Here is a 23,707-nt window from a genome sequence, read left to right as displayed (position 1 = left end):
GAACAGCAGCCGCTCATCGATCGAACGCGATACCCACGTAGTTCTCTGCGATCAAGGTACGTCCCGCCTCGGACCGCGTCACCGTGTCGAGTTCGGCCACCTGGCGCTTGACGTCGAAGCTCGTCGCACCGGGCATCGTGTGCAGCATCGACGTCATCCAGTACGAGAAGTGTTGTGCACGCCAGACTCTCGGCAGAACGGTCGCGGAGTACGCCTGCAGCTCGGCGTCGCGGTCGGTCTCGAAGTACTCGGCCATGGCGTGCGCGAGAACGTAGACGTCGGCGATGGCCAAGTTCATACCCTTCGCACCGGTCGGGGGCACGGTGTGCGCCGAGTCGCCGGCGAGGTACAGCCGTCCCTGCTGCATGGGTTCGCAGACGAAACTGCGGAACTGCAGGATCGACTTCGAGAAGATCGACCCCTCCTGGACTTCGGCACCGTCACCGTCGACGCGGGCGTGCAGCTCGTCCCAGATCCGGTCGTCGGACCAGTTGTCCACGCTGTCCTCGGGATCGACCTGCAGGTAGTGGCGCTGCACGTCGGTGGTGCGCGTGCTGCACAGTGCGAATCCGCGCTCGTGATGGGCGTAGATCAACTCTTCGGAGGTCTGCGGCGCCTCGGCCAGAATGCCGAACCACGCAAACGGGTACTGGCGGAAGTGGTCCGAGCGCACCGTCTCGGGAATCAGATGACGGGTACCGGTTCGCGATCCGTCGCATCCGGCCACGAGCTCACAGGCGAGAACCCGCTCGGAGCCGTCACTGTCGACGAAGTGGATGCTCGGGCGCTCGGTCAGGTGATCGTGCACGGCCACCTCGGACACGCCGAATCGGATGTCGCCGCCGTCGGCCAGGCGACGGGCGATGAGGTCTTTGAGCACCTCGTGCTGCGGATACACGGTCACCGATCGTCCGGTGAGTGCCTCGAAGTCGATGCGCCGACCCCGGCCGTCGAATCTCAGCTCCACGCCGCCGTGTTGGAAGCCTTCTGCCTTGACGCGGTCGCCGACACCGGTCTCGACCATCAGGTCCACCGTGTTCTGTTCGAGCACGCCTGCCCGGATGGTGCCTTCCACGTCCTCCCGCGTCCGCGCCTCGAGAACGACCGAGTCGATGCCGCGCAGGTGTAGCAGATGCGAGAGCATCAGGCCTGCGGGTCCGGCACCGACGATGCCGACACGGGTACGAACGGGTGGTGTGGTCACTTTCGACTCCTCGACTACAGCGTCACCACGACGAAAGGCGTTGTGGTCCTCCTCACTGTGCCGCCGCAGCTCGGCGCGACCAAGCGCACTTTCACTCAGCGAAAGACGAATCTCCGTCAGTATCTACACCGCGGCGGGTGACGACACCCCGACTCCGCTGGGGGTGTCCGCTCCGTAGCGAGAAAGTTCGGCCTGGAGGTCGAGCGGCCGCAGGCTCTTGCTCGCTTCGACAGCTGCGGCGTCGAGCAGGTCGAGCGGGACCAACCAGACGATCTCGAATTCGATCCCGCTCGGGTCCTTGCCGTAGAGACTTTTCGTCGACCCGTGATCGGTGGCACCGACCAAAGCACCTGCGGCACTGAGCTTCTGTGCAATATCGGCGAGATCCGCCAAGGTCTGCACCTCCCACGCAAGGTGGTAGAGGCCCACCGTGCGACGCCCGGCGTCGCTCGGCTGCGCTCCCGGCCCCATCTGGAACAGCCCGAGGTCGTGGTCGTTGGTGCTGACATGGGCCTGCAGGAATGCTGCCTGCGTTCCCATCGTCATCTTGACGCGGAATCCGAGGACGTCGGTGTAGAACGCCACGGCCTCGTCGAGGTCGCGGACATGAAGAACGGCGTGGTTGAGACGCTGGATCGGCATGGTCATTCCTTAAGTTGAAGATTCAACCTACATCGTACACGATGTGCCTCGCCGCGAGCTCCGCCCGCGATCTGATCCCCAACTTCGCGTACACCCTGGTCAGGTGGAACTGCACCGTCTTGACCGACAGGAACAACTCGGCCGCGACTTCCCGGTTGGTGAGTCCCGTCGACACCAGCGTCGCCACCGCGTCCTCCTGGGGCGTCAGCGAATCGTGCGGACGGTCCTTGAGAACCGCGCGCATGCCGCCCGCCTTGAGCTCGCGGTCGCACCGGGCGACGTAGGTGCTCGCGCCGAGAGACAGATAGCTCTCCCGAGCCGACGAGATGACGACGTCCGCTTCGCGGCGCTTCCCGGCTCGCCGCAGCGTCTGCCCGTACGCGAAGTTGACCCGCGCGCGGTCGTAGACGAGGGGAAGGTCGACGAGCGATTCCAGCGCGCTCTCGAAAGATGCTCGCGCAGAGTCGAGATCGCCCATCGCTCCGTGCAGCCGGCCTCGGGCGTACCCCAGCCGCGCGCTCGCCGATCGATGTCCACGTTCGTCGACGCGTTGCTCGTGCACGCTCAGGAAGGACTCCGCATCCTCGAGTCGACCCACCAGGACCAGTGCGTTCGCATACACGTCGGCCCACGGCCAGAACCCGGGTTCGGACACGTCGTTTCTGGCCCACGTTTCGGTGAGCGGCGCCAGGGTCCGCAGCACACCCGGGTAGTCCGCTCGCGCCTCGAAGATCGACGCCCGCGCCAGATACGCTGGCACACGCATGATTTCGTAGTCCCGTGCACCCGCGTCGCCGACGCGAGCACTCGCTTCCGCCTTGTCCCACTCGCCTCGCAGAGCGTGAATCTGCGTCGCAGTCCAGTGCAGAAGCGGTGCGATCAAGACTGACCCCGATCGGCCCACCAGCTCCGCGCCGGCATCGACCAGCCGCAGCGCCGAATCCCACTCCCCTGTGACGAAGTTCGTGCGCGCCAACCACGCGTGCGCCCACAGCGAGATTCGGGTGGAACCACCGAGAAAGTCCGTGGGCGCAGCCGATTCGAGTTCGGCGCGAGCCGCATCGATCTTGTCGGTGGCCAGGTGCAACCACCCGGCGCCCATCTGCACCCGTTGCCCTACCGCTCCCGTGCTGGCTTGGGTCCAGAGGTCGCTGTAGCTGCTCAACGCCTCAGCCGTGCGGCCGGTACCACCGAGGCCGAGACCGCGGATCGACTGCGCCTCCACGGCCGTCGCGTCGTCCGCTCCGACGAGTTCGACGGCGCGGTCGGCCCAGCGAACCAGCTCTGCGCCGTGACACCGCGCCAGATTGTGCAGTACCTGGCGGTGACAGATGATGGCCGCCACATCGGGGTCGCGCCGCGACCGCACCAGTTCCCATGCGCGCTGCAACCGGTCCTGAGCCTCGTGCGGCCGGCCACGCAGAATGGCGAGATACCCGAGAACTGCGTTGCGCATGGGTGTTTCACGCAGGCTCTCGATCTCGGCGCTGTACGCGGAGGCACCGGGAACGTCACCCGCCCCGATCATCGCGTCGACGGCCAGAACGAGCCTGTCGTCCCGCGTCACGGGGTCCCGCGACGATCTGCTCGACAGTTCGTACAGCCGCGCCGCGGACCCCCACTCGCCCTTGGCTGCGCGCTCCCCCGCCAGGGCATCGAGCCGCTCCGAGACGGCGTCGTCCGGCAGCGGGAGCGATTCGACGAGATGCGCCAGCGCGTCCGCCTGATCCTCGACCACGTCCGACGCCCGGCGGTGCAGCCGCGCGCGTTCGGCCAACGAGACGGTGCCCAGGACGGCCGCTCGCACCATCGCGTCAGGGACCTCGAGGACGGTGGCCGTCGCCTGCCGGTGCACGATCAGCAGACCGAGACCACACGCGGTGTCCATCGCGTTCCACAGATCGTCGATACCCGCCACGGCGCCGAGCACCGGCACGGCGGTCGGCCGCGCCATGATCGCGGTGGTCTCGACGAGCGAGCGCGCCGACGCGTCGCATCGGTCTAGTGCCGCACGCACTTCCGCGTCGACGAACGCGGGCGCGGGCAGATGCGCGCGACTTCGTTTCCACGTCGACGCCGGCGTCTCGTCGAGAAGCGCCACCACGTGCCGGGGCCGACCTCCGGTGTGCTGGACGAGCTGCGCCACGGACGACTGCGAGAGAACGACGCCGCGAAGCGCCGCCAGTTCGGCAACCGCGGCCATCCCCAACGGCGACACCACCACGGCGGCGTCGGCCGCTCGGTCGAGAACGTCCTGCGCCGCTGCGGAACCCGCGGGCCGAGGTCGCCTGGTGCACAGCACGGCAATGCGCCCGCTGCGGTTCTGCCGCACGAGCGAGGACAGCGCACGAAGCGAGCTCGGGTCACCGTCGTGCGCGTCGTCCACCACCACCAGCGCCGGACCGTCGTCGCTCGACCCGAGGGCGACGCTCAGCCGATCCATCTGTGCCACTGAGCACTCGAGACCGCAGTCGAGACCCGGAGCGGAGTCGAGGGCAGGTGCGAGTTGCCGAACCAACCCGAACTCGATCGTCGACTCCCACGGCACCGCCGCGGCCCGCGCCACGGGAGCATCGGGAAACTGCTCACGAAACTGCCGCACCACCTCGTCGATCACGACCGTGGTTCCGACACCGGCGTTGCCGTCGACGACCGTCATGACGGACTGCTGGGCCGCTCCGGCGACGATCGCCATCACGTCGTCGACGAGCCCCGCACGACCGATCGGAGGCAGGCGAGTCGACACGCTGGTCACCGTAGTCCGCCTCCCTCGCGCGCACCGCCGTTCAAGTAGCACCGCCGTTCACCCGAGGTCGCCGCCTGCGACGGGCAGGACGGTTCCGGTGATGTACGACGCCTCGTCCGACGCGAGGAAGCAGATGGCCGCCGCCTGCTCGTCGAGCGTTCCGTACCGGCTCATCAGCGACGAGTCGACGGTCTGGTCGACGAGCGCCTGGTACCAGTGCCGTTCCCGGTCGTCCGCGGGACCGGGGCCGCGGGCGATCCGCCGCGGGGGCGCGTCCGTCCCGCCGGGTGCGGTCGCGACGACGCGCACGCCGTGCGGCGCCGCCTCGAGGGCCAGCGCCGCCGTGATGGCGTTGACCCCTCCCTTCGCTGCGGCGTAGGGCACGCGATGGATACCGCGGGTCGCGACCGAAGACACGTTCACGATCGTTCCGCTGCCCTGCGCGATCATGTGCGGGATCGCGGCTCGGCACGACCACAGCGTCGGCCACAGCGAGCGGTCGATCTCCTTCTCGATCTGCTCCGGCGGGTACTCCCACAGCGGTTTGGCCCAGATGGTTCCTCCCACAACATGAATGGAGACATCGATACGGCCGTGACGCTCGACGGCGGCGTCGGCGAGCGCGGACGCGCCCTCCCACGTTTCGAGGTCGGCCAGCACGGCGTGCGCCGGAGCCTCGTCGGTCGACAGCTCGGTCGCCACGGCCTCGACGAGTTCGGACCGGTCCGCGAGGACCAGCGTGCCGCCCTCGGCGGAGATGCGCCGCGCCACCCATTCACCGATTCCCTGAGCCGCACCGGTCACCAGGACGACCTTTCCGGCGAAGCGTCCGGGATGAACGAACTTCGGCTTCTTGCTGTCGACGCTCTCCTGCATCGCACGCTTCATGGTGATCTTGGATCGCTCCGCGTGGTCCGCGATCAGGGTGCGCGCCGCCTCTCGGTCACCGGCTTCGAACGCGTCGACGATGTCGAGATGGTCCTGCGCGCAGAGCGGGTGACACCAGGTGGCGTTCGCGAGAACGTCGGCCATCGCGGCCTTCAGACCGAGCGCGGTGTACGCCTGCAGAAGGTGCTCGTTGCGGGTCGCGGTGAAGAGGTAGTCGTGGAAGGCGCCGTTCGTCTCCGTGTAGGCAGCGGCGTCGACGAAGCGGTCGCCGTCGACGTATCTGGTCGTCGCCTCGGCGAGCAGCCGGTATCCCGCGATCTGCTGCGACGTGAGCCGGCCGATCACGAGTTCCAGCGCGCCGAGTTCGAGGGCGCGACGCGCCTCGAACACCGCGTCCGATTCGTGGACGGACGGGTGCTCCTCTCCGATCTCGTAGCCGGAGGGTTCGGCTACCGTGTCCCGTCGGGTCACCAACGGTTCGATGGCCCTCTCGGGCCAGACCTGTTGTCCTGCAACGGCCGATGCGTCGGCCGCGACTTCGATGTCCGCGTCCTCCTCGGCCACGAACGGCGAGCTCCCGCCGGCGCCGGGTGTCATACGTTGACCGGCGATCGACCGCATCGCCACCAGTTCCTCGTCGGGCGCAACGCGCTCGCCCGCCGCTGCGGCCACGGTGACCGTGCGCCGGTCGAAGACGATCTGGCCGCACAGAGTGCGCGACGACCTGTCGTCCACCTCGTGTTCGAGAGTGTCCGGGACGACGAGCGTCGGTTCCGGTCGAACCTCGACCTGCGGCGTCTCGTCGGCCGGCTGTTCCACCACGGCCGGGGCCTCCTCGGTCGACGCGGCGGACGGGGCGAACTTCTCGTAGTAGAAGCCCGTCGGCGTCACCTTCTTCTCGGCGAAGTGTGCGCGGACCGCCTCGACCATCGGCGGTGGGCCGCAGAGGTAGACCGCGACGTCTCCGTTGTTCAGGTGTTCGGGCCGAATGAATCCGGTGACGTACCCGGTGTTCTCGGCCGTCGAGTTCGGGTCGGACACGCAGTAGTCCCACGTGAATCCCGGCATCGTCTCGCTCAAGGTCGAGAGCGTGTCGATTTCGACGACGTCGTCGTCGGTGCTGACGCCGTACACAAGATGAACCTGGCGCGAGCTGCCCGACGACTCGAGGGTGCGCAGGATCGACAGGACCGGCGCCAGCCCGGTGCCGCCGGCCAGCAGCAGTGCGGGCCGCTCCGCCTCGCGGAGGAAGAAGCTGCCGTGCGGGCCCGTGAACGACAGGGCGTCGCCGACCGCGGCGCGTTCGGACAGATAGGTCGACATCAGACCGCCGTCGATCAGCTTCACGAGGAACTCGAGCTCGTCCGATCCCTGCACGCAGCTGAACGAATACGACCGTGTCTCCTGCGATCCGGGGACGGAGATGTTGACGTACTGGCCGGGCAGGAACGCGAGATCGGCGCCGTCGGGCGACTTCACGGCCAGCCGAACCGTAGTGGGCGAGAGCCTCTCGACGGCCGTGACCGTCGTCGAGTACGTCGACGCCTGTGTCTTGGCCACCGCCGACGTGCTGGCGATCTGCAGCACGAGGTCCGAGTGCGGAGTCATGCTGCAGGGCAGGCAGTATCCGTCCTTCGACTCGTCCTCCGTCAGCGCGTCGTCGAGATACGTACCGCCGTCGTACTCCCCGGATTCGCAGACGGCCTTGCACGTGCCGCAGACGCCGTCGCGGCAGTCGAGCGGAATGTTGATGCGCGACCGGTAGGCCGCGTCCGCCACCGTCTGTCCGTCGGTGACGGTGATGAAGCGGGTGACGCCGTCTTCGAAGGACAGCGCGACGCGGTGACTCATGGCTGCCTCTCTCAGAAGTGGTAGATGTCGACGACGTGGTGGATGTAGTCGTTCTTGAGCACGACGGTCTTGCGGCGAATCAACGGCGACTCACCGGAGAAGTCGATGGATAGGAACGATGTTCCGTAGTACGGGTCGATCGTCTTGTAGCGGAAATACATGGTGTGCCAATTGAATCGGACGTCGACGATGTCACCGGTTCGCTCGATGACCTCGACGTTGCTGATGTTGTGGCTGGTGCGCGGCTCGGGAATCGAGGTCGCGCTGGACCGCTCGGTGCGGATCCGGAACACCCGGTCTTCGAGTCCGCCCTTGTTCTCGTAGTAGATCAGCGAGATGTCGGTCTGCGGGTCCTCGGTCAACAGGTCGTCGTCACCCCAGGACGGCATCCAGTACTCGACGTCGTCGGCGTAGCAGGTGAGCCATTTCTCGAACTCACGGTCGTCGAGGTAGCGGGCCTCGCGGTAGAGGAACTGTTCGATGGCGGTCTGCGTGATACGAGTTTCCGTGGTGTGAAGTTCGCCTGCAGTCATGTCATTTCACCTCGGTCGTGTCGGCTGCGCGGTCGATCGCAGCGAGAAGGGTTTCGCGCCAATAGCCGTGCTGCACGGTGAACAGGCCTTCGTCCTCGTTCTTCACGCCGGCCGAGACGACACCGTGCATGTCGAGCGCTTCGGCAACCTCGTCGGGGCCGGTGAGCCAGTGCTCTGCGCCGCGGCTCATGTCGTTCCACGGCGCGTTGGTCGCCTGGAACGTCAGCTGGCACGAGCGAAACTCCTCGAGATCGTCGGGAGTGGCCATGCCGGAGGCGTTGAAGAAGTCCTCGTACTGCCGAATCCGGTGCGAGCGAGCCTCTCTGCTCTCCCCCTTCGGCGCGATGCAGTAGATCGTCACTTCGGTCTTGTTCGGCGCGATCGGCCGGAAGTGCCGGATCTGGGTGCTGAACTGATCCATCAGATAGACGTTCGGGTAGAGGCACAGGTTACGAGAACCCTTGACCATGAACTCTCCCTTGGCATCTCCGAACTTCGCCTTGAGCTCGTCCATGCTGTCCCACAGTGGTCGGTCCTGCGGATTGGCTGCCCACGTCCACAGGCACAGGTGACCGTTCGGGTACGACCAGTAGCCGCCGCCGGACTTGCCCCACCCGCCGGCGTCGAGCGCCTTGGTGGTGTTCTTCGATTCACCGTTGTTGCGCCGCGATGTCGTGGCCGCGTAGTTCCAGTGGACCGCGCTGACGTGGTAGCCGTCGGCGCCGTTCTCCGCCTGCACTTTCCAGTTTCCGTCGAAGGTGTAGGTCGACGACCCGCGCAGAACCTCGAGGCCGTCCGGCGACTGATCGACCAGCATGTCGATCACCTTCGTGCTGTCACCGAGATGCTCGGCCAACGTCGAGACGTCCGGGTTCAGGCTCGCGAAGAGGAAGCCGCGGTAGCTCTCGAACTTGGGCACCTTGGTCAGGTTGTGCGAGCCGTCCACATCGAAGGTGCCCGGGTAGCCCGCACCCTCAGGGTCCTTGACCTTGAGCAGGGTGCCGTCGTTGCGGAAGGTCCAGCCGTGGAACGGGCACGTCAGAGTCGGACGGTTGTCGGTCTTGCGGCGGCACAGCATCGCGCCGCGATGGGCGCACGCATTGATGAGGCAGTGGAGCTTTCCGTCCTTGTCACGGGTGATCACGACGGGCTGACGACCCATGTGCACGGTGAAGTAGTCCCCGTTGTTCGGGATCTGAGACTCGTGGGCGATGTAGATCCAGTTGCCTTCGAAGATGTGCTTCATCTCCAGCTCGAAGATCTCCTCGTCGGTGAAGATCGTTCGGTTGGCGCGGTACACGCCGGCGTCGGCGTCGTCCACCACCGCGGCAGCGACCTGTTCGCGAACATGGTCAAGGATCTCGGTCATCGCGTCCTCCAGATGTAGGGGTTTCCACGACTGTGGCATCGCGTGGCGCCGGTCACACCAGGGTTTTACCTAGTCACTACCCGGGCGTCCATTGATCGCTACGGCTTATCAATCAGGGCTTTCTGGGTCTTTGTCATGGATGGATGTTCGGCTTACGGTGGTCCACATCACTGAACATGCTGGATGGAGGCGAACGATGGAGCTGCGACATCTCAGGCAGTTCGTTGCCGTCGCCGAGACCCGGCACTTCGGTCAGGCCGCGAAACGACTCTTTCTCGCGCAGCCGGCGCTCTCGCAGTCGGTGCGTCAACTCGAAGCCGAACTGGGTGTCACCCTGCTCGCTCGGACGACTCGCCAGGTGAGCCTCACACCCGCGGGTAAGTTCTTCTATCGGCAGACCGTGCGTCTGCTGGCCGGTCTCGACGACAGTGTCGACAGTGTCCGGCGCATCGACGACGGCCGCACCGGACTCGTTCGGATCGGTTTCACCGGGACCGCGGCCTTCGACCGGTTGCCCGCGATCGCACGCGCCCTTCGTCAGCGGCTCCCCGACGTCGTCCTCGAAGTACACGGGGATCTGCTGACCCCGGCTCAGGTCGACGGATTGCGCTCGAAGGACCTGGATTTGGCGGTACTGCGCCCTCCCGTTGCCGGCGACGATCTGGTGGTGCGCACCATCGCGACGGAGTCGCTGGTGCTGGCCCTGCCGACCGATCACCGGTTGGCGCAGGAGCCTGCGCTCGAAGTCCTCGACGTCGCCTTCGAGAACTTCGTCATGTACTCCGACACCCATTCCGCGGTCAACGACGTGGTCGTGCGCAGCTGCCGCACAGCAGGTTTCACGCCGCGGCGCGAGCACGACGCTCCCGACACCTCGGTCCTGCTGGCGCTCGTGGCGGCCGGCCTCGGGATCGCCATGGTCCCGGAATCCGTCCGTTCGATGAAACTCGACGGCGTCGTCTTCCGAGACGTCACCGGTGCCGACACGATCGATCTCGCCCTCGCCTGGAGCCGCGACGAGCCTGCGCCAGTGGTGACGTCACTGGTGCGCGCTCTCGAAGAGGCCGACATTCTGCCCGCCACGTACATCGAGGACATCTCGTGAAAATCATTGCCGTCGAGGCCATTCCGTACTCCATCGATTACCGCAAGCCACTGCGATTCGCGAGCGGCGAAGTCCACGCGGCCGAGCACGTGCTGGTACGTGTGCACACCGACGACGGGATCATCGGCGTGGCCGATGCTCCCCCACGGCCGTTCACCTACGGCGAGACGCAGCGGGGTCTGGTCGCCGTCATCGAGACCATCTTCGCCCCCGCCGTTCTGGGTCTGACGCTCACCGAGCGAGAGGTCGCGCACGCCCGAATGGCACGGACCGTCGGCAACCCCGTCGCGAAAGCCGCTGTGGACATGGCGATCTGGGACGCGCTCGGGCGCACCCTCGACCTCTCGGTGAACGAGCTGCTCGGCGGATTCACCGACCGGATGCGCGTGAGCCACATGCTCGGTTTCGATACTCCCGAGGCCATGGTCGACGAGGCCGCCCGCATGCGCAGCGAGTACGGGATCGAGACCTTCAAGGTCAAGGTCGGCCGCCGCCCGGTATCGCTGGACACGGCCGTCGTCCGAGCGCTGCGCAACGGCCTCGGCGACGACGTCGAGTTGTACGTCGACGGCAACCGCGGCTGGACGGCATCGGAATCCGCCCGCGCCATGGCCGAGATGAAGGATCTCGGGCTGACCCTCGCGGAGGAACTGTGCCCGGCGGACGACGTCATGGGTCGTCGCTGGCTGGTGCAGCAGCTCGACGTCCCGTTCGTCGCCGACGAGTCGGCCGTCACCCCGGCCGACATCACTCGCGAAGCACTCGGCGGATCCGCCACCGCGATCAGTATCAAGACCGCACGCACCGGATTCACCGGTTCACTACGCGCACATCACCTCTGCGAAGGCCTGGGACTCGAGGTCGTGATGGGAAACCAGATCGACGGTCAACTCGGATCGGCCTGCACCGTGGCGTTCGGCGCCGCATTCGATCTCACATCCCGGCGGGCCGGCGAACTGTCGAACTTCCTCGACATGAGCGACGACCTCCTCACCGAACCCCTCCAGATTCGCGGCGGCGAGCTCGCCGTCTCCGGCCGAGCGGGAATCGGAGTCGACATCGACCCCGACAAGCTCGCGCACTACCGACTCGACACCTGAAACAGCCCCACTTTCCCTCGTCAGCAACGCAACCAAGGAGTTCTCATGAGCATCGATCACGCACCCGAAACCGCCACGGCGGCAGCGTCGGGAGCCAACGCCACCGCGCGATTCACCACCGACAAGGCCGGGGGTGCGGCCGGTACCCCGCCCGAGCGGGTCAGCCTTCTCGCTCGCGAAGTGCTTGCCGCAGTGCACAAGACGGTCCGCGACCACGAAGTCACCTACGACGAGTACAACGCACTGAAGGCATGGCTGATCAACGTGGGACAGGACGGCGAGTGGCCGCTGTTCCTCGACGTCTGGGTCGAGCACGTGGTCGAAGAGGTTGCCAGCGAATCCCGCGAAGGCAGCAAAGGCACCATCGAAGGTCCGTACTACGTCCCCGACGCACCCGAGCTGGGAAGCGACGCCGTCCTCCCGATGCGTGACGGCGAGAAGGGAACTCCGCTGCTCTTCCAGGGCCAGGTCACCGACGTGAACGGACACGGCCTTCCCGGTGCGGTTCTCGAGATCTGGCATGCCGACGCCGACGGTTTCTACGCGCAGTTCGCCCCCGGCATCCCCGAGTGGAACCTGCGCGGCACCGTGACCGCAGATGCCGAGGGCCGGTTCAAGATTCGCACCATGCAGCCCGCCCCCTACCAGATCCCCACCGACGGAGCCTGCGGCAAACTGATCTCCGCGGCCGGGTGGCACCCGTGGCGTCCCGCGCACCTGCACCTCAAGGTCGCGGCCGACGGATACCAGCAGATCACCACCCAGCTCTACTTCCCCGGTGACGCGCACAACGACGACGACGTCGCCGATGCCGTCAAGCCCGAGCTCGTGCTCGACATCCGAGACGCCGAGGTCGGCAAGGAAGTCACCTACGACTTCGCACTCGACAAGGCCTAGGGCACATGCTCTTTGCAGTGAAGATGGATGTCGCCCTACCGCGCGATCTGGATCCCGATGTGCGGGCGGACACCCTCGCACGGGAGAAGGCGTACTCGCAGGAACTGCAACGCGGCGGAGAGTGGGTCAGCATCTACCGCCTCGTCGGGCAGTACTCCAACCTGTCGATCTTCGACGTACGCGACAACGAGCGGCTGCACGAGCTTCTGTGGAACCTCCCGCTGTTCGCGTACATGTCGATCGACGTGACACCGCTGGCGACGCACCCGTCGGACATTTCCAACGGGTGACGCCGCCCGCCCGAGCGGTCAGACCAGCCAGCCGCGCTCGTCCCCACTGAAACGGTTGACTGTTCCGGGTGTGGTCGTGGCCTTGCGGTACATGGCCGAGAAGCTGTCGAACAGGACGGCGTTCTCTCGGTCCAGCCGATCCTGGCGGTCGATGATCTCGGCCTGGCGTTCGTTCAGTTCGGCGCGTACTGCGTGTTCGTCGACGGTCGTCACGGACCCGTTCTCGACCACGACCTCACCGGCAACCATCACGGTGTGAACCGACGACCCGTTCTCCGAGTAGACCAGTTGATGGTCGAGTTTCTGGCGGGGGGTGAAGGCCATCGTCTCGAGGTCGTAGAGAACGAGGTCGGCCTGCATACCCACTTCGATACTGCCGACGCGGCCGGCCAGCATGGCGCTGCGGGCTCCCCCGACGGTGCCGGCGTGCAGCACCTCCTCGACCGTGGGCCACGACTCGAAATCCGGAGTGGTGACCTTGTGTAGCAGCGCAGCCATTTTCACCACGTCGAGCATGCGCGGGGAATCACTGCTCGAGCACCCGTCGGTTCCGAGACCGAGGTTGACTCCCGCGGTCCGGAGCGCACGCCACGGCGCGATGCCCGATCCCAATTTCAGGTTGGAGATGGGATTGTGCGAGACCGACGTGCCCGCGTCGGCGATCATGCCCATGTCGTCGTCGGTCAGCCAGATACCGTGCGCCAGCGTGGTGTTCGGGGACAGGGCACCGATGCCGTTCATGTACGAGACCAGTGAGCCGCCGTACATCTCGGTGCCGGTCACCAGCTGCGTCTTGGTCTCCAACACGTGGATGTGGCACTGTGCGTCGAACTCACGAGCGAGTTCGGTCGCACCGACCAACACGTCCTCACCGCAGCGCTGCGGCGCGGACGGCGCCAGCATGTAGCGCAGCCTGCCGCCGCCTCGGCCGTGAAGGTTCTCGAACGCCTTGCGGCTGAAGTCGAGGTGCTCCCCCACTGTGGGAACAGGATTGGCCCGCATGCGCCGCAGAACGTCGTCGGGCAGCAGATCCGCGACGAACGGAAGGGTGTCGACGAACGGCTTGCTGATGATGTGCCCGGAGATGTTGGCGCGGATCCCGATGTCCTCGTATGCGTCGAAGACGGCCGAGAGTTGTCCCCAATCCTGACCCGGGTTCTCGAGAACGTCGTCCACCAGCGTGGTGACGCCCGCCTTCAGCGACTCGATGGCGAACAGCGTGCTGCGCAGGCGAACCAGATCGGGTTCGACGTAGCTGTTCCCGAGGATGGGGTACGAGAGCGCCATCCACAATTCCAACGGCAGATTGTCGTAGCGGCCCTTGTAGAACATCTCCCAGGAATGGGTGTGTGCGTTGACGAATCCCGGAGCGACGAGGCGGTCGAACCCGTCGATGACACGGTCACCGGGGGCCGGCGACACGTCGGTGCCGACAGCCACGATCACCCCGTCCTCGATACGGATGCTGCGCATGACCGGTGTGGCGCCGGTGACGGAGTCCATCGTGAGGACCTGTGCGCGGTGGATGACAGTTCCCATGATCTTCTTTCGTGATGTGGTGATCGGTGTCGACATCAATCGACCGGTTGCGGGGCGCGCGTTGCGGACGTCGGAACCCCTTCTCGTGCAGCCAGATGCGACCGGTGTGAGCACCGAGCGAGGAGGTAGTAGGTGATGGCCGCGCACAGCCCGCCGACGAGCCAGGACAGGTCGAGCCCGCCGAGCGCCTGCGATCCGTAGCCCTGGAGTGCGGGGACCAAGCCGTTGAGGAACATCCACGTTCCGAACAGGCCCACGACGAACGCGGTGAGGGCGCGCCAGTTCACGTCGGGCATACGCGTCGACCCGACCGGGTCGAAGAGATGGTCGAACCGGCGGCTGTCGCGCTCGAAGACGTAGTAGTGCACCAGCATGATCGCCCCCCACGTCGACACCCACCCGACGACGCCGACCAGCCAGGCGTCGAGCGTCTGCGCTGCGTCTTCCTGGAACACGAAGAACACGGTGGCCGCAAGTGCGAAGACACCGACGACGACGTTCAGCGTGCGGCGCCCGAGCTTGATGTCCAGCGCCTGCGCGGTGACTCCGAAGCTGTAGACGTTGAGCACGTTCGTCGCGATCGGTCCGTGAAGGACGAGCAGCAAGACCGGGATGGCGAGGCTGCCGTAGTTCTCGACGATGAGCTTGCCGGGGTCGACGGATCCGTTCTCGGTGGCCAGCGTTGCACCGAGCACGCCGAGCCAGATGACAGGAATGAACTGCCCCAGTGCGCTGACAAGGTAGAGCTTCGCGCGGGGAACGGCCGTGCTGACGAAGCGCGAGTAGTCCGCAGCGTACGTCAGCCAGGTCAGGCCCCAGCCGATGCCGATAGCCGTCATCACGGCAGACATCGCCACGATGCGTTCGGTGCCGCTCAACGCGACCCCGTCCGGGCCGGCGTAGCCCCAGTCGATGTCGAACTGGGTCCAGGCCACCACCGACATGAGGATCAGAACGATCACCGTGGGCGGCACCGTCCACCGTTCGAAGGCGGCAATCGCCTTGTAGCCGGCCATCGAAATGCCCACCTGCACAGCCATGATGACCGCGGCGACGCCGACCTTCCATCCGATGTTCGATGCCGCTGGATCGACCCATCCAATCTCACTTATCAGCGCGATGACGAGGTCGAGCACGATCCAGGTGTTGACCGCGCACCAGCCGACAACCACCACGGCCTGCATGACGGAGGGAACGTAGTTTCCGCGACGTCCGAAGACCGAGCGGCCCAACAACATTCCGGTGGTTCCAGTACGTTGCCCCAGCAGGACGAACAGGCCGAACACGGCCATTCCGATGAGGTTGCCGACGACCAGGACCGTCACGGTGTCGACGAGGCCGAGGCCCATACTGATGCCCAGGGCGCCGAGAACCCAGTTGATCGGGGCGATGTTGGCTCCCGCCCAGATCCAGAACTGGCCCGACAATCGGGTGGTGCGGCGGTCCTCGGGAATCGGTTGCAACGATTCCTCGAGGTCGTGGGTGGGTGTGCTCACTGCGGTCTCCTCCGTGACGAAAGGGGTGCGATCGATGTCGACCGCGCTGGTGAGAAGACTGCGCCGGGGATGTTTCACGGACGGCGACCGGTTGTAAGCCGTTGGTAACACGTGGTGGACACAATGTCACCCATGATGTTGCGGGACGCGATGGAGGACGTGGCTCTCGCCGCCACACGACCCGAGCTGGTCGCAGCCTCGAACGCGACGGACCGCCCGGTCCGGTGGGTACACGCCAGCGAGCAACTCGACATCGCACCGTTGCTCCGCGGCGGCGAACTGATCCTCATGGAAGGCGCCAACTTCGCCGGGTGCACCGACGACCAGCTGACGGAGTACGTGGATTCGTTGTTCTCGGCGGATGTCGCAGGACTCGCGATCGAGACGACGGATCGCGTTCCCGTCGTGCCGCCGGCGATCGTCCGCCGCGCCGAGCAACGCGGCCTGCCCGTCGTGCGGCTTCGACGCCGGGTCCCGTTCGTGCAGGTGTGCGAGAGCATCAACAGTCAGCTGTCCGCGCCCGCATTGCGTCGACGCACTGTGGCGGAACGGATCTCGCGACTGTTGTCCACCGCGCTGGATGCCGACGACGCTCTCGGCGCAGTGCTGTCGACCCTCGCCCGCGAAACTCGATCGTCGGCCGTGCTTCTCTCGCCCGGCGGCGCAGAACTCGGCCGGGTCGGCTCCGGTGTGCCGCGGGGTGACCTCACGGATTTCGACGCCGCCGTCTCCTACGGGGGTGAACGCATCGGGACACTCGTTCTGGTTCCCGACGCCGATTCCGACATCCACCTCCTCGACGCCGGACTGAGTCGCGCCCCGGACATCGTCGCGATTGCGTTGCGTATCAACGACATACAGACAGCCGAGGAGCGGTTGCAGGCCCGACTGTTTGCTCTGTTGACGTCGACGGTGCACTCGGCCGTGCCGTTCGACGCACTCGCCGACCGGCTGCACCTACGCGAGCGCGACGCCTACCTCGGGGTCGTCTCTCGGGGTAGGCCCGTCGCCTTCGAGTCGGTCGATACGACCCGAATCATGATGCAGCGCTTCGGTGACCAGCGTCTTGCCCTCCTCGCCTTCGACGACGAAAACACTATGGAGCGCGCCCGACTTCGATTGTCGGCGACCCCCATGCGGCACGGAGACACGCTGGCCGTCGGCACCGGGTCGGCCGACCGTCACGGGATACGGCGCTGCATTCGTGCAGCGTTGTCGGCCTGCTCCATCAAGACCGGCACGGTCGATGCGAGGAATTACGAGTTGACCCGATTCGCAGACTCCGTGCAGGGCGCCGCGGACACGTACGTTCAGGAGCAGATCAAGGCGGTGCTGGACTACGACCGCGACCGCCGCAGTGCGCTGTTCGACACTCTCGCGGCCTATTTCACGCATCTCGGAAACATGACCGACACTGCGCGGGCCCTGGGGGTGCAGCGGCAATCGGTGTACAAGCGAATGCACCGAGTCGAGACTCTTCTCGGTCCGGTACTGCCCGGTTCACCGCGCATGGCCGCTCTTGCGACGGCGGTGTTCCTCGAGCATGCCCGGAGGCAGAGCTACGCCTGAATCATCGCGATCGGCCGGACAGTCCGCCGTCGACGGGAAGGCACACTCCGTTGATGTACGCCGCCTCGTCCGATGCGAGGAAGACGGCCGCATTCGCGACGTCCCAGGGCGTGCCCATGCGGCCGGTGGGGCTGGCGGCGTCGCGCGCCGCCCGTTCGCGAGCAGCCTGCGCGTCGTCCCCGCCGGCGATCTGCTGGGAGACCAGCGGGGTGTCGATCAGGCCGGGAAGGATGGCGTTGGCCCGTATTCCGCGGCTCGCGTACTCGAGGGCCACCGAGACCGTCAGCTGGTCGACCGCACCTTTCGACGCCATGTAGCTGGGGTAGTTGTAGCCGGTGTGGCGAATCGCCGCGAGTGAGGAAACGTTGACGATGGACCCCACTCCCGCCTTCACCATCCACGGGATGGTGTGTTTGCAGGCCAGGAACACTCCGGTGAGGTTGACGCGCATCGCCGCGTCCCACGCGGCCAGATCAGTGTCAGTGATGTCGCCGACGCGAGCTGCGCCCACATTGTTGTGCAGGACGGTCGGCGGTCCGAAATGCTTGGCGACAGAATCGATCACCGACTCCACCTGGTCCTCGTCGGTGACGTCGGCGGTGAAGGCCAGGGCTGTTCCGCCGCGTCCGACGATCTCTTTCGCCGTCAGCTCCGCCTCGGCCGCGTTTCGATCGACCGCGGCCACCACGGCCCCTTCCCGGCCGAACGCCAGTGCGGCGGCGCGCCCGTTGCTGAGCGAAGTACCGCTCGAGCCCGCCCCGAAGACGATCGCCACTTTGCCTTCGAGTCTGTCGGCCATGCGCACTCCCGTTCGGTGACGACACGCTCCGGCGCGCTCGTGAGTTCGAGTATCGCCACGGGGAGAGCAACCTACGACGGCACGACGTCGCAACCTCGGCTCGATCTGTTCACGTTTCGTAGGAAAAGCCTGGCAAGATGCGGTCGATGACGAGTTCTGTCGTGGCCGGGCCGGAGGTCCGCGCGTTGGTGGACCAACTCGGAGAGTGGCTGGGACGGTCGGTCGTGGTCGACGATCCTGCGGTGCGCTTGGTGTGCGCCAGCCGCCATTTCGGTGACGAAGACAGCGTGCGCATCCGAGCGATGCTGGACCGCGATGCGGGCGACGAGGTCGGGCGGTTCGTTCTCGGCCAAGGGGCGGCGAGGTGGCACGGCCCCCACATGCTCGACGGCAGCGACGAACTGGGGCTGAAGTCTCGACTGTGCGTCCCGTTGTACGGGCCGTCGATGCTGATCGGCCTGCTCATGGTGATCGACGCGGACCGCACGCTGACTTCGGCTCAAATCGCCCACATCGACGAGGTCAGTCGAGACATCGCCGCACACATGTATGCCGATTCGGTGGCCGCGGACCCCCGGCAGATCGAACGCCGCGCTGCTCTCGACGACCTGCTCGGTGACGACGAGTCGGCACGTAGATCCGCGCTGGGTTACTTCGATCGTGACGCCGATTTCGCGGATGCGGACCATGTGTCGGTCATGGTGGTCGCGGTCGAGCAACTCGACGAGGTGCAGACTCCCGTCGACGTCGCCCTCCGGGTTGCCGTCGACACCGTGACCCGAAGCCACTCCAAGAGCACGCGGAACTCGATCGGAGACGATCAGGCGCTGCTTCTACAGATCGGTCGACGCCCGACGAGCAGGTCGGATCTGTCGGCTCGCGCACTCCACATCAAGTCCGAACTCGATCGCCTTCTCGGTGGCACCGCGCAGCGAACACGAATTGGAATCGGTTCGGCCACAGGCGGTCTACCGAACGCAGCGCTTGCCCGTCGTCGTGGTGACATCGCTGCCCGGGCGGCGACGCGACTCGGTTCGATCGACAACGACGTCGCGTTCTGGGACGACCTCGGAATCGACGCACTGCTGCTCGACCTTCCCGACAGCACCCTGGTGTGGTCGACCGTTCCGAAACCCCTACGTGACCTGATCGCTGCCGATACCACCGGAAAGCTGGTGGCGACGCTGGAGACCTTTCTGGACCACGGGGGCTCCATCGCCCGCACCGCCGCCGCGCTGCACATGCACCGGACGTCGTTGTATTACCGACTGGATCAGATCCGCGAAGCGACGGGGGTCGACCTCGACTCCGGGGCGGATCGATTGTCGATGCACGTCGGTCTGCACCTGGCCAAGCTGATAGAAAAGCCCTCCTGAGCTGGTTTTTTCTACACAATGCAGCACGAGCCCGGAGAAGCTCTCGACGTTTGGTCATGGTGACGGGGGTCACTCATGGATGACGATGGGCGTAGCGCGTTCGAACAGCACCGGCTGTTGCGCGTCCGACGATGGAGGCCTGAGCATGGGATCGTTCACGACAAGCGACGGCTGCGTCCTCGACTTCCGAGACACCGGCGCGGCGCCGTCGGGGCGCACGGTGGTGATGCTGCACGGCTGGTCCCAGTCGCGTGCCATGTTCGACCGGGTGATCCCGTTGTTGTCGGACGACGCCCGTGTCATCACCTACGACCAGCGGGGCCACGGGGAGTCCGGAAAGCCGGCGACCGGGGCTCGTGTGGCGCGACTCGCTGCCGACCTCGGTGAGCTTCTCGCCCACCTCGAGGTGGACACGGCGACGTTCGTCGGACACTCCCTGGGCGCGTCGGTGCTCTGGAGCTACCTCGACTCGCACGGAACAGCCGCGTTCGAGAAGCTGGTCATCGTCGACCAGCCGAGCGCGTGCGCGGTTCTTCCCTGGATGACGCCGCAGGATGCGTCGGACGCCGGCGCAATTCTCGATTTCGCCGGTGCAGCCGACTTCGTCGCCGCGGTCGCGGGCCCCGACGGTGAGACCACCCGTCACGCCTTTCTGGTGTCGATGCTGACCCCGAACATCTCCGCGGACGACCTCGCGTGGATGTACCAGGAGAACCTGAAACTGCCGGCCGAGTGGGGTTCACGGCTGCTGTTCGACCACATCATGCAGGACTGGCGCGACCTTCTCCCGACCATCGACGTTCCGACCATGGTGTTCGCCGGTGAAGTCAGCCACGTGTCGCCGGACTCGCAGCGGTGGACCGCCGAACACATTGCGGGAGCCCGGCTTCGGGTCTTCACCGAAGCCGAGGGCGGCGCGCACTTCGCCTTCTTCGAGAACCCTGCACCGTTTGCCGCCGCGCTCCTCGAGTTCGTATCCGCTCCGGTCGAGGCGCCGCGGTCCGAGCCCGTCTCGGTCTGACCGTCTACCCGCCGCGCGTGTTCCGCCACGTCGATGCCGCCGCGATCGACAACAACGCTCCGGTCGTGACGAACACCGCCCCGATACCGGTGCTGGACACCATGACTCCGGCCGCGGCGGGGATGAACACCTGCCCCAACCTGTTTCCCGTCATGCGCAGCGACAACGCGGCGCCTCGGCTCGAGGGCTGGGTCGAACTCGCCACCCAGGTCATCGTCAACGGTTGAGCGATACCCCAGAAGAATCCCGCGATGCTCATCAGAAGGACCGCCCACGCGGGATGGCCGAACAGCGGGAGCATGGCGACGGGAAGAGCGGTGGCTGCAGTTCCCGCGACCAGCAGGGCCCGGCGGGGAACACCGGCAAGCAGGCGCGGCAGAAACATTCGCGACACGATCGACGCCACGGACCGCGCAGTGAGCACGATCGTGACGGTGAGGACCGTCCACCCCTTCGCGTTTCCCAGCAACGGCAGGTACGCAGCCATGAGATCGATCGACGAGAGCACGATCAAACTGCTGAATATCGCCGCGCGCATCCCGCTGTCCGAGAGCATCGACGACGTCTTCTGACGCTCGACCGTGACGGACGAAGTCGCCGCGGCGGGGGTGTTCAGTCCAGGCAGCGCGGTGACGACGGTGGCGACCGCTGCGATGCACGCCATGACCACGAGCGCACCCGTCGTGCCGAGGCCGGTGGACGCGACGGCTCCGCCGACCGGCAGCCCTCCCGCCTGCCCGATCGACACCCACAGCGAGAACGTGCCGAAACGGCGGTCGAACTGGTCGTGGTCTCCGTGATGCGGGATGTACGACTGTGCCGCAACCATTGTCAGGAGATTGCCGACGCCGAGCAGCACGCTGCCCGCCGCCAATCCCGCCAGGGTGTCCGCGAAGGCGATCGCGAGCACGGCGATCACGCTGACCACGGCACCGATACGCAGCGTCGAGGACAGGAACCGTCCGTCGACGAGCCGGCCGATGGGTATCGCGATGAGCAGTGGTGCAAGGGAGTAGGCCGCCGTCAGGGCGCCGACCGCCGCTCCCCCGCCGCCCACCTCGAGCACGCGGTAGGTCATCAGCACCCTCGCGGCGATGTACACCGCCTGTAGGAGACCGGCGGTCGCGCACAGCGGGCGCAACCACGCGGAAGCCGAGCGGTCCGGAATCATCGCGCGGGTACCCGGACCCCCAAAGTCGATGCCGCACGGCGTACTTCGGCGATCAAACCGGGAAGGGAGTCACCGTCGACGGCGTCGGACGGGCCGGTGATACCCAGTACCGCAACCATGTCTCCGTCGGACGAGCGGACCGGAGCCGTCACCGACGCGATCCCGAACAGGCGCTCGCTCATCGACACCGCGTACCCGTCGTGCCGAATGGTCCCGAGCTGTTCCCTCAACTCGACACGCGTGAGCCGCTTTCCGTCGGCCAGTGCAATCTCGGCGACGCCCTCGAGCGCCGCTTCGACCTCGTCGTCGGGCATCTCGGCGAGAATGGTCTTTCCTGCACCCCCCAGGTGCAACGGAAGCCGCTCGCCCACCGGCAGAACGTAGCTGAGCGGATGTTCGCTCTCCACGCGCGCGATCAGCACCCTCGAGTTCTCGACGCGAACGTAGGTCGACGCGGTGAAGCCGGTGTTCGCGGCCAGCTGCTGCAGGATCGGTTGGGTCAGCGTCGACAGCGGGTTGGTCACCAGGAACGCATGCGCGACGGCCAGGGCGGCCGGCCCCGCGGTGTACCCGTCGGCGGATCTGGCGGCGAATCCGCGGTCGATGAGCACTCCCAGGATGCGTTGTACGGTCGCGATGTGCAGGTCGGCAAGACGCGCCAATTCACTCAGGCGCAGCGGTTGTTTCGCGGACTGAAGCACGCCGAGAACGTCGAAGGCACGGTCGAGAGAGCGCATGTTGCTCGTGGGTGCCGACATCGTTCTCCTCGCGGCGGGGCCGGTTGACCAGGAAAACTTATCACTGTGCGAGAACCGCCGATCATCGCACCGCTGTTGCGTTGCAGGGCGATCCGACGCCGCCGACGATCGGCAACGGCTTCACCGTCACCAGCGCATCCCACACACCGCTCGCGTGACTGTCCTCGACCAGGGCCGTCAGGTTCCAGAGCTCACCCAGGGGCACACCGAGTTTGGCGATCAACTCCTGATGCATCATCCCGTCGTCCTCGGGCGCCGACTCACGATAGGGAGATGTGGGCAGCACCGGAAGCACCTCCACCGCGAACGTATCGGTTGCAAACAAAGCAACCTTGTTGTCCCACAACCATTCCGGAAGCGCCGAGTCCTGTGCGAAACCTGTGGATCGTCGTCCGTCACGTACGGAGTTCTGCTCCTGCGCGGATGCGTCGAGATACCACCGGGCCCATCCGGTGTGGACCAGGACCACATCCCCGTGACCCAGCTCGATCTGCTGCCGGTCGAGCGCCCGGTCGAGCGCGGACGCATCGATCGCCGGTCCGTCGAGATGATGCAGAGGTTTTCCCTCCGCCCGGAACAAACCCTCGAGGTCGACGACGACACCACGCCCCACGATGGGGTTCTCCGCCCACGCCTGAATTCCGAGCCTCGGCCCACCCACCACGATGTCGCCGTCCGGGACCCCGTCGTAGAAGCCGTAGCCGGACACCCGCCGGTGACGAAGTCCGTCGAGATGACTGCTCGCCTGAAGGAAGAACGCGTCCAGGTAGTCGTCGCGTGATTGCTCGTGCGCCGAGACGATCGTGTGCGACGGCGCCTTCCTCGACCGCGACATCGGAGGGTCGAATGCACCCGGGCTGTAATCGAGTCCGAACACCACGCCACGCTGCACCGAGTGAGCGGCACGCCGAACCTGTTCGGCACCGGCGAAATTCGCGGTACCCCGGTCCGGATCGGCGAACACTCCCCAACTCGATCCGGGCGGCGCGCCGTCGGACCTGTTCGCCAGGTCCGCGTACCGCGACGCGGCATGCACGCCCCACTCGGTGCTCGTCATGCGTGTTCTGGTGTCGACGTGTGATGTGCCTCGTTGCCGAGCGCCTCGGTGTCGTCGTCCTTGTGGAAGTACGACAAGGCGAACGCCAACAGGCCTGCGACACCGGCGGATCCGTAGGCCCGGGGTGCGAGCATCTCCTCGCTCCCGGTGACGAACTCACCGTCTCCCATGACCAGGCCGGCGGCCTGGAGTACGACGATGACAAGCCCGCCCAGGAGGAACACCACAACGCTGATGCGGAAGATCGCGGAGATAATTTTCTCGAACATGTTGTTGCTCTTTCCGTGTTGGTTCAG

General features: G+C 66.2%; 20 protein-coding genes. 7 read left to right on the top strand and 13 right to left on the bottom strand.

Translation table 11 applies throughout. The features are described 5' to 3' along the window. Nucleotides 1-13: 13 nt before the first annotated feature. From AC59JP_RS00455 to benA, 6 genes are all read right to left on the bottom strand, one after another. Nucleotides 14-1,204 carry a 4-hydroxybenzoate 3-monooxygenase gene (locus AC59JP_RS00455; RefSeq protein ID WP_497323662.1) on the bottom strand — a complete coding sequence of 397 codons (1,191 nt, stop codon included), beginning with the start codon at nucleotides 1,202-1,204 and terminating at the stop codon, nucleotides 14-16. A 123-nt stretch (nucleotides 1,205-1,327) separates the two neighbouring features. Then, the gene (locus AC59JP_RS00450) at nucleotides 1,328-1,846 is read right to left on the bottom strand and encodes a VOC family protein (RefSeq protein ID WP_497323661.1); all 519 of its coding nucleotides are present in this window, start codon (nucleotides 1,844-1,846) and stop codon (nucleotides 1,328-1,330) included. Nucleotides 1,847-1,868: 22 nt separating this feature from the next. Continuing rightward, the gene (locus AC59JP_RS00445; RefSeq protein ID WP_497323660.1) at nucleotides 1,869-4,592 is read right to left on the bottom strand and encodes a helix-turn-helix transcriptional regulator; all 2,724 of its coding nucleotides are present in this window, start codon (nucleotides 4,590-4,592) and stop codon (nucleotides 1,869-1,871) included. Nucleotides 4,593-4,649: 57 nt separating this feature from the next. Further along, nucleotides 4,650-7,331 (bottom strand): benzoate 1,2-dioxygenase electron transfer component BenC, encoded by a 2,682-nt coding sequence (gene benC / locus AC59JP_RS00440; protein WP_497323659.1) that lies wholly within the window; start codon nucleotides 7,329-7,331, stop codon nucleotides 4,650-4,652. Nucleotides 7,332-7,342: 11 nt separating this feature from the next. Then, nucleotides 7,343-7,864 carry a benzoate 1,2-dioxygenase small subunit gene (benB, locus tag AC59JP_RS00435; protein WP_497323658.1) on the bottom strand — a complete coding sequence of 174 codons (522 nt, stop codon included), beginning with the start codon at nucleotides 7,862-7,864 and terminating at the stop codon, nucleotides 7,343-7,345. Nucleotide 7,865: 1 nt separating this feature from the next. After that, on the bottom strand, nucleotides 7,866-9,233 hold the full coding sequence (gene benA, locus AC59JP_RS00430) for a benzoate 1,2-dioxygenase large subunit (protein ID WP_497323656.1): 1,368 nt from the start codon (nucleotides 9,231-9,233) through the stop codon (nucleotides 7,866-7,868). A 196-nt stretch (nucleotides 9,234-9,429) separates the two neighbouring features. Here benA and AC59JP_RS00425 point away from each other — a divergent pair, with 196 nt between their 5' ends. From AC59JP_RS00425 to AC59JP_RS00410, 4 genes are read left to right on the top strand one after another with little or no spacing between them, the layout of a single operon-like run. Continuing rightward, nucleotides 9,430-10,338 (top strand): LysR family transcriptional regulator, encoded by a 909-nt coding sequence (locus AC59JP_RS00425; RefSeq protein ID WP_497323655.1) that lies wholly within the window; start codon nucleotides 9,430-9,432, stop codon nucleotides 10,336-10,338. Next, entirely contained in the window at nucleotides 10,335-11,438 is a 1,104-nt protein-coding gene (locus AC59JP_RS00420; protein WP_497323653.1) for a mandelate racemase/muconate lactonizing enzyme family protein, read from the top strand. The genes AC59JP_RS00425 and AC59JP_RS00420 overlap by 4 nt, the downstream gene beginning before the upstream one ends. Nucleotides 11,439-11,483: 45 nt before the next feature. Continuing rightward, entirely contained in the window at nucleotides 11,484-12,335 is an 852-nt protein-coding gene (gene catA / locus AC59JP_RS00415; RefSeq protein WP_497323652.1) for a catechol 1,2-dioxygenase, read from the top strand. A 5-nt stretch (nucleotides 12,336-12,340) separates the two neighbouring features. Continuing rightward, a complete protein-coding gene (locus AC59JP_RS00410) occupies nucleotides 12,341-12,625 on the top strand; it encodes a muconolactone Delta-isomerase (protein ID WP_497323651.1) in 285 nt (94 codons plus the stop codon). 18 nt (nucleotides 12,626-12,643) lie between these two features. On the opposite strand, the gene AC59JP_RS00405 is transcribed toward AC59JP_RS00410, so the two are convergent. After that, the gene (locus tag AC59JP_RS00405) at nucleotides 12,644-14,164 is read right to left on the bottom strand and encodes an amidohydrolase family protein (RefSeq protein WP_497323650.1); all 1,521 of its coding nucleotides are present in this window, start codon (nucleotides 14,162-14,164) and stop codon (nucleotides 12,644-12,646) included. A 35-nt stretch (nucleotides 14,165-14,199) separates the two neighbouring features. Next, on the bottom strand, nucleotides 14,200-15,660 hold the full coding sequence (locus AC59JP_RS00400; protein WP_497323649.1) for a purine-cytosine permease family protein: 1,461 nt from the start codon (nucleotides 15,658-15,660) through the stop codon (nucleotides 14,200-14,202). 132 nt (nucleotides 15,661-15,792) lie between these two features. Here AC59JP_RS00400 and AC59JP_RS00395 point away from each other — a divergent pair, with 132 nt between their 5' ends. Further along, the gene (locus tag AC59JP_RS00395; protein ID WP_497323648.1) at nucleotides 15,793-17,229 is read left to right on the top strand and encodes a PucR family transcriptional regulator; all 1,437 of its coding nucleotides are present in this window, start codon (nucleotides 15,793-15,795) and stop codon (nucleotides 17,227-17,229) included. A 1-nt stretch (nucleotide 17,230) separates the two neighbouring features. On the opposite strand, the gene AC59JP_RS00390 is transcribed toward AC59JP_RS00395, so the two are convergent. Further along, entirely contained in the window at nucleotides 17,231-18,028 is a 798-nt protein-coding gene (locus AC59JP_RS00390; RefSeq protein ID WP_497323647.1) for an SDR family NAD(P)-dependent oxidoreductase, read from the bottom strand. Between the two features lie 146 nt (nucleotides 18,029-18,174). Here AC59JP_RS00390 and AC59JP_RS00385 point away from each other — a divergent pair, with 146 nt between their 5' ends. After that, nucleotides 18,175-19,404, top strand: a complete 1,230-nt coding sequence (locus tag AC59JP_RS00385; RefSeq protein WP_497323646.1) for a PucR family transcriptional regulator — start codon at nucleotides 18,175-18,177, stop codon at nucleotides 19,402-19,404. Nucleotides 19,405-19,549: 145 nt separating this feature from the next. Beyond that, nucleotides 19,550-20,425 (top strand): alpha/beta fold hydrolase, encoded by an 876-nt coding sequence (locus AC59JP_RS00380; protein WP_497323645.1) that lies wholly within the window; start codon nucleotides 19,550-19,552, stop codon nucleotides 20,423-20,425. A gap of 4 nt (nucleotides 20,426-20,429) precedes the next feature. On the opposite strand, the gene AC59JP_RS00375 is transcribed toward AC59JP_RS00380, so the two are convergent. From AC59JP_RS00375 to AC59JP_RS00360, 4 genes are all read right to left on the bottom strand, one after another. Beyond that, nucleotides 20,430-21,596: an MFS transporter gene (locus tag AC59JP_RS00375; protein ID WP_497323644.1), complete on the bottom strand. Its 1,167-nt coding sequence runs from the start codon at nucleotides 21,594-21,596 to the stop codon at nucleotides 20,430-20,432. Next, nucleotides 21,593-22,354, bottom strand: a complete 762-nt coding sequence (locus AC59JP_RS00370) for an IclR family transcriptional regulator (protein ID WP_497323643.1) — start codon at nucleotides 22,352-22,354, stop codon at nucleotides 21,593-21,595. The genes AC59JP_RS00375 and AC59JP_RS00370 overlap by 4 nt, the downstream gene beginning before the upstream one ends. A 61-nt stretch (nucleotides 22,355-22,415) precedes the next feature. After that, on the bottom strand, nucleotides 22,416-23,411 hold the full coding sequence (locus AC59JP_RS00365; protein WP_497323642.1) for a cyclase family protein: 996 nt from the start codon (nucleotides 23,409-23,411) through the stop codon (nucleotides 22,416-22,418). Further along, nucleotides 23,408-23,680: a hypothetical protein gene (locus AC59JP_RS00360; protein WP_497323641.1), complete on the bottom strand. Its 273-nt coding sequence runs from the start codon at nucleotides 23,678-23,680 to the stop codon at nucleotides 23,408-23,410. The genes AC59JP_RS00365 and AC59JP_RS00360 overlap by 4 nt, the downstream gene beginning before the upstream one ends. Nucleotides 23,681-23,707 lie beyond the last annotated feature (27 nt).

The organism is Rhodococcus sp. 320_ES (assembly GCF_059691855.1).
Note: the sequence above shows the minus strand (reverse complement) of the source record. Positions and strands in the feature narration are given on the sequence as shown.